The 5,383-nt window shown below is 52.0% G+C and carries 4 protein-coding genes and 1 pseudogene; all 5 read left to right on the top strand.

The genetic code is table 11. The features are described 5' to 3' along the window. Positions 1–573, top strand: a pseudogene (locus Q8O80_RS18845) (type IV pilus secretin PilQ); the annotation flags it as partial. 19 nt (positions 574–592) lie between these two features. After that, positions 593–2,101, top strand: a complete 1,509-nt coding sequence (locus Q8O80_RS18840) for a hypothetical protein (RefSeq protein ID WP_305582147.1) — start codon at positions 593–595, stop codon at positions 2,099–2,101. 67 nt (positions 2,102–2,168) lie between these two features. Further along, a complete protein-coding gene (gene aroB / locus Q8O80_RS18835; RefSeq protein ID WP_305582145.1) occupies positions 2,169–3,332 on the top strand; it encodes a 3-dehydroquinate synthase in 1,164 nt (387 codons plus the stop codon). A 55-nt stretch (positions 3,333–3,387) separates the two neighbouring features. Continuing rightward, complete coding sequence (locus Q8O80_RS18830; protein WP_305582143.1) at positions 3,388–4,563, top strand: deoxyguanosinetriphosphate triphosphohydrolase; 1,176 nt, start codon at positions 3,388–3,390, stop codon at positions 4,561–4,563. 125 nt (positions 4,564–4,688) lie between these two features. Next, positions 4,689–5,279, top strand: a complete 591-nt coding sequence (locus tag Q8O80_RS18825; RefSeq protein WP_305582141.1) for a DUF1415 domain-containing protein — start codon at positions 4,689–4,691, stop codon at positions 5,277–5,279. Positions 5,280–5,383 lie beyond the last annotated feature (104 nt).

Below are 5,383 nucleotides of genomic sequence, written 5' to 3'. Positions count from 1 at the left end.
GCGCAGGGCGGCTATGATCCTTCAAGTTTTGCTATTTCCATTTTCAATTCAGCGGCGAATCGCTTCCTGAATCTTGAGATTTCTGCGATGGAGGCGGATGGAAAAGGAAAGATAGTATCTAGTCCTCGAGTCGTAACGGCGGATCAAACGAAGGCTTCTATTGAGCAGGGAACGGAATTTCCATATCCAGTGACTGCCCCTAACGGTGGGACTATTATTGCTTTCAAGAAGGCAGTGTTGAAGTTGGAGGTTCTGCCTCAAATCACACCAGAAGGAAATATTATTCTCGACTTGGATGTGAATAAAGATAGTCCCGGAGAGGTTTTGAATAATGTGCGGGCTATTAATACAAAGCGCATTAAAACCCAGGTGTTGGTTGAAAATGGCGGTACGGTGGTGATTGGTGGGATTTTTGAATTGTTCGAAGATGAGACTGAGGCTAAAGTTCCATTCTTGGGAGATCTTCCTGGAGTTGGAAATTTGTTCAAAACAAAAACAAAACAAGCAAATAAACAAGAAATGTTAATATTTATAACGCCTAAAGTGATCACGGATCGCGGTGCTCCGCGTTAATTAGTAAGGATTTAAGATAATGAGAGTAGCTAAATTTTTGACTGCTGTTATATTTGTATCGCAGTTGATGGCTTGCGGCGGTGGTGGTGGTGACCCTGGTTCCTCCGGATCAGGAACCGATGGGTCTGCGCAAGCAGGTGTACTAACGCTCAAAATTGTTTCAGGCGGTTCAGACTCCACAACTGCGACCTATTCAATCACTGCTTCTGAGAAAACAGCCCGTGCAAAGGTGCTTTTAACGGATCGATCTGGAAGCCCTGTTGCAAATAGCATCGTGACCTTCGAAGAGTCCGGTGTTAGTTTGCTCAAATTTAGCCCCGAATCTAAGACGGCACTTACTAATAAAAACGGCGAGGCGGAGATAGATGTTGAAGCTCTCTCTACCACCTCAATAGGTGCAACAACTGTCGTGGCTACTGCCGTGTTGGAAAAAGGTGAGGCAAAGGGGAGCCAGAATCTCGCAGTAACCAGCGCTGTTGTCATAGGAGTTGATCCTCAAACAGTCGCGAGCGCATTGAATTTCGTTAGTGTGGATCCTTCAGATAAATCAATCGTAATTGCAGGTTCTGGAGGAAATAGTAGATCTGAGTCGGCTATTTTGAAATTTAAGGTTGTTGATAAGAATGGCGATCCGGTAAAAGATGTTCTTGTGGATTTTTCTGTTGTGCCATCTGACGCCGTAAAACTAAATATTAGCTCTGCAAAGAGTAATAATGACGGTGTTGTGACTACTTCCGTGTCATCGAAGTCAACACCAACTGCAGTAATCATCCGAGCTAGTGTGAATGGCCGAGATATTTTCTCGCAGTCTGATCAGTTGACTGTAACTACCGGCGTTGCTGTAGCGCGGGGTTTTGATTTGTCTGCCTCGAAGTTCAATTTAAATACGGACTTGTCTGGCGACAATTCGACAATTCGCATCGGCGTCATTGATGTCAACGGAAATCCTGTGTCGGATGGCGTTCCTGTAATTTCAACGGCTGATTTTGGTCGAGTGGGAACTTCAGGGCGTGGGGGGTGCACGACAAGTAACGGGATTTGCAATGTTGAATATCAAATTCAAAATCCACGACCTGCAGATGGGCAGTTGATTAATGTTACTGTTTCGACTCAGGTGGGGAGTGGACTGCAAATTAGTGACTCTATTCAATTGACTGCGACAAGCGTTTCTTGGCTTGATTTGTATAATGATATGCAAACTGATATTATTACTGATTTATCGCCTATTTCATGGGATGTAAAATGCAAGGCTACTGTCACGGGTTTTATTGGGACAAATAATCGTTTCCCTGCGCCAGCAGGTACGACTATTGAACTTCAGCCAGTAAGTGATATTGTTACCGCAACTGTTCGCAGTGGAAGCCCAACATTAGACAAGGCTTTCAGTAGAACCCGCGTTGCTTTTCAATTTGAGTTAAAAGATGCCGTGGCAGCTGGCTCAACTCAAATTGAATTAAAATTCACTGCAGGAAATAGTGTGTCTTCGGTTTTTAAGACAATTTCTTATCCTGCATGTGATCCGGTCTAGTTTTTGATTATTTTTATAGAACAAAACCCCCAAATTTAGGGGGTTTTGTTTTTTAGGCATATTTGTGATGGGAATTTCAATTTCTAAAGGTTTGGATTTATCGTTAGGCTCTGAAGGCTCTGAAGGCTCTGAAGGCTCTGGTTATTCAATGTCGGTAAATTTGTGTGAACGAAGCTATAAAATAGACATTGGAATTGACCTCATTTATTCGCAGCAGAGCTTTTCAAAAATACCCGTAGGAGCGTCAGCGCTAGTTGTTACGAATAATGTTGTAGGACCGCTGTATGCGGCAGCACTTGTAGGTGCGTTGAGCGGTCGGTACGAATCTGTCTATTGCGTGGTTTTGCCTGACGGTGAACAGCACAAAACCTGGCAAACCCTGAACCTGATCTTTGACGCGCTGTTGAAAAATGGCTGCGACCGCAAGACGGTGCTCTTTGCCTTGGGTGGTGGCGTGGTGGGAGATATGACAGGCTTTGCTGCCGCGTGCTACATGCGCGGAGTACCCTTTGTCCAGGTGCCCACCACCTTGCTGGCGCAGGTCGATTCCTCCGTGGGGGGCAAGACGGCCATCAACCATCCCCTGGGCAAGAACATGATCGGTGCGTTCTACCAGCCTCTGCTGGTGGTTTGCGATCTGTCCACTCTCAACACCTTGCCGCAGCGCGAACTGTCTGCCGGGTTGGCTGAAGTCATCAAATATGGGCCGATTGCCGACATGGCTTTCATGGACTGGCTGGAGTCGTCGATGGATGCATTGCTGGCCCGCGACCGTGATGCGCTTGCGTATGCGGTGCGTCGCAGTTGCGAAATCAAGGCCTGGGTCGTGGGGCAGGATGAGCGGGAGACGGGTCTACGGGCGATTTTGAATTTTGGCCACACTTTTGGTCATGCCATTGAAGCCGGCATGGGATACGGAGCATGGCTGCATGGTGAGGGTGTTGGGGCTGGCATGGTGATGGCCATTGAACTGTCCCACCGATTGGGTTTGGTGGATGCTGCCTATGTGCAGCGGTTGCGCGCATTGGTGCAGCGGGCTGGCCTGCCGCTGCACGGCCCGGTCCTGGATGCCGCCGACAATGCAGGGCGTTACCTGGAACTCATGCGGGTCGATAAAAAGGCCGAAGCCGGGGAAATTCGTTTTGTGCTGATCGACGGCCCTGGGCGCGCCGTAGTACGTGCAGCGCCCGATGCTCTGGTGCGCGAAGTTATCGATGCCTGCTGTCTTTGATGCCCAATCAAATTGATAGCTGGTAGCGCTTATAAAATAAGCGCCAGGTGCCAATTTGACTACATTTTCTTCATTGCAAGTTTATGCTTGTGATCCAGCCCGCACGCGGGGACGGCGCTACGCTGAGGTGCCTGCTCCCACGCGCACCGAATACCAACGCGACCGTGACCGTATCGTGCACTCGACGGCTTTCCGCCGTTTGGTCTACAAGACGCAGGTGTTCCTGAACCATGAAGGGGATCTGTTCCGTACGCGGTTAACACATTCGCTGGAGGTGGCGCAGCTTGGGCGGTCCATCGCGCGATCGTTGGGCATCAATGAAGATCTGGTGGAGGCCATCTCGCTGGCACATGACCTGGGGCATACACCATTTGGCCATGCGGGGCAGGATGCGCTCAATGCGTGCATGACTGACCATGGAGGCTTTGAACACAATCTGCAGAGCCTGCGCGTCGTGGATTTGCTGGAACGGCGTTATCCGCACTTTGATGGGCTTAACCTCAGCTTTGAAACGCGAGAGGGCATTCTCAAGCATTGCTCGCGCACGAATGCCCAAGCGCTGGAGACGGCAGAGCCCGACGGAGTGGGGCAGCGGTTTCTGGTACGCCAGCAGCCCAGCCTTGAAGCGCAGCTGTGCAACCTGGCAGACGAGATTGCCTATAACGCGCATGACATCGATGATGGTGTACGCTCCGGTTTGTTGACGATGGACCAACTGCGTGACGTTCCCTTGTTTGACCGATACCGCGCCGAGGCCTTGTCTGAATACCCTGAGTTGGACACACCCTCGGGGCAACGGCGGTTGCTCTACGATGCCATCCGGCGCATGCTCAGTGCCCAGGTCTACGATGTGATCAACACCACACAAGCCGCATTGGCGCAGTCCGCGCCCTCCAGTGTCGAGGCGGTGCGTACCATGCCTACGATCGTGGGTTTTGGTGACTGCATGCGGGCGCAGTCTCAAGAACTCAAAAGCTTCCTGCTCAGCCGTCTTTACCGCCATGAACAGGTGGTTCAGACCATGGGCAACGCGAGCCAGATTGTTCGTGATCTCTTCAGGACCTATATGGCTTCCCCGCCGGAGATGAAACCGTCGTTTGCTGAGTGGGCTAAGGGTGCAGCAGAGCCTTCTGTCCGAGCGCGGGTCGTGGCCGACTTTATCGCCGGCATGACCGACCGCTATGCGGCCCGGGAGCACGAACGCCTGACAGGACAACGTTTACTCGATTGAGCGTCCTGTGCGGCCTACCGACCGGAGTCATAGGTAGAGTCTGCTATCGTGCCCCCACTCTCGCCTACCCTTCCTGTTCTCGCAACGCCATGACTGCATCACCCCACACGTTTTCCGAGTCTCCTTTGCCCGATGCGGCGATCGTGTTGCAGGACACCGTGCGCTGGTTGGAGCGCGCCGTGATCGGCTTGAATCTGTGTCCTTTTGCGAAAGGTGTGCATGGCAAGGGGCAGATTCACTATGTTGTCAGCACCGCCACGGAGGGATCTCAGTTGCTACAAGAGCTTGGCGATGAACTGAAGGCGCTTGCCGAGATTTCACCCGAAGAGCGCGATACCACGCTACTCATAGCGCCAGCCTGCTTTCCTGATTTTCTCGACTTCAACGATTTTCTGGAGTTGGCCGACCAACTGCTGGACACACTGGACCTCGAGGGTACCTTGCAGATTGCATCATTCCATCCCGCATTCCAGTTTGGAGGCACAACCGCCGACGACGTGACCAACTGCACCAACCGAGCGCCTTATCCCACCTTGCACCTGCTGCGCGAAGACAGCATCGACCGGGCTGTGGCGGCGTTTCCAGAGGCCGAAACCATCTACGAGCGCAACATGCAGGTGCTGGAGGACATCGGCGCAGAGGGCTGGCAGGCGCTGGATGTAGGTGCGCACTGCCCCGTGGCACACGCCGAATCGCCACAGAAAGGCAACGCATGAAGCCGCTGCGAGGAAAAGACCGTGCTCCCGCCTCAGTCGCTGCCGTGGAGATCCCGGAACTGCGCCCTGGCCAGTCGGTGGAACTGCTCAAAGAGCTGCATATC

This window comes from Devosia sp. (assembly GCF_030689745.1).
GTDB lineage: Bacteria > Pseudomonadota > Alphaproteobacteria > Rhizobiales > Devosiaceae > Devosia > Devosia alba.
This window is presented reverse-complemented; position numbering and strand designations above follow the sequence as displayed.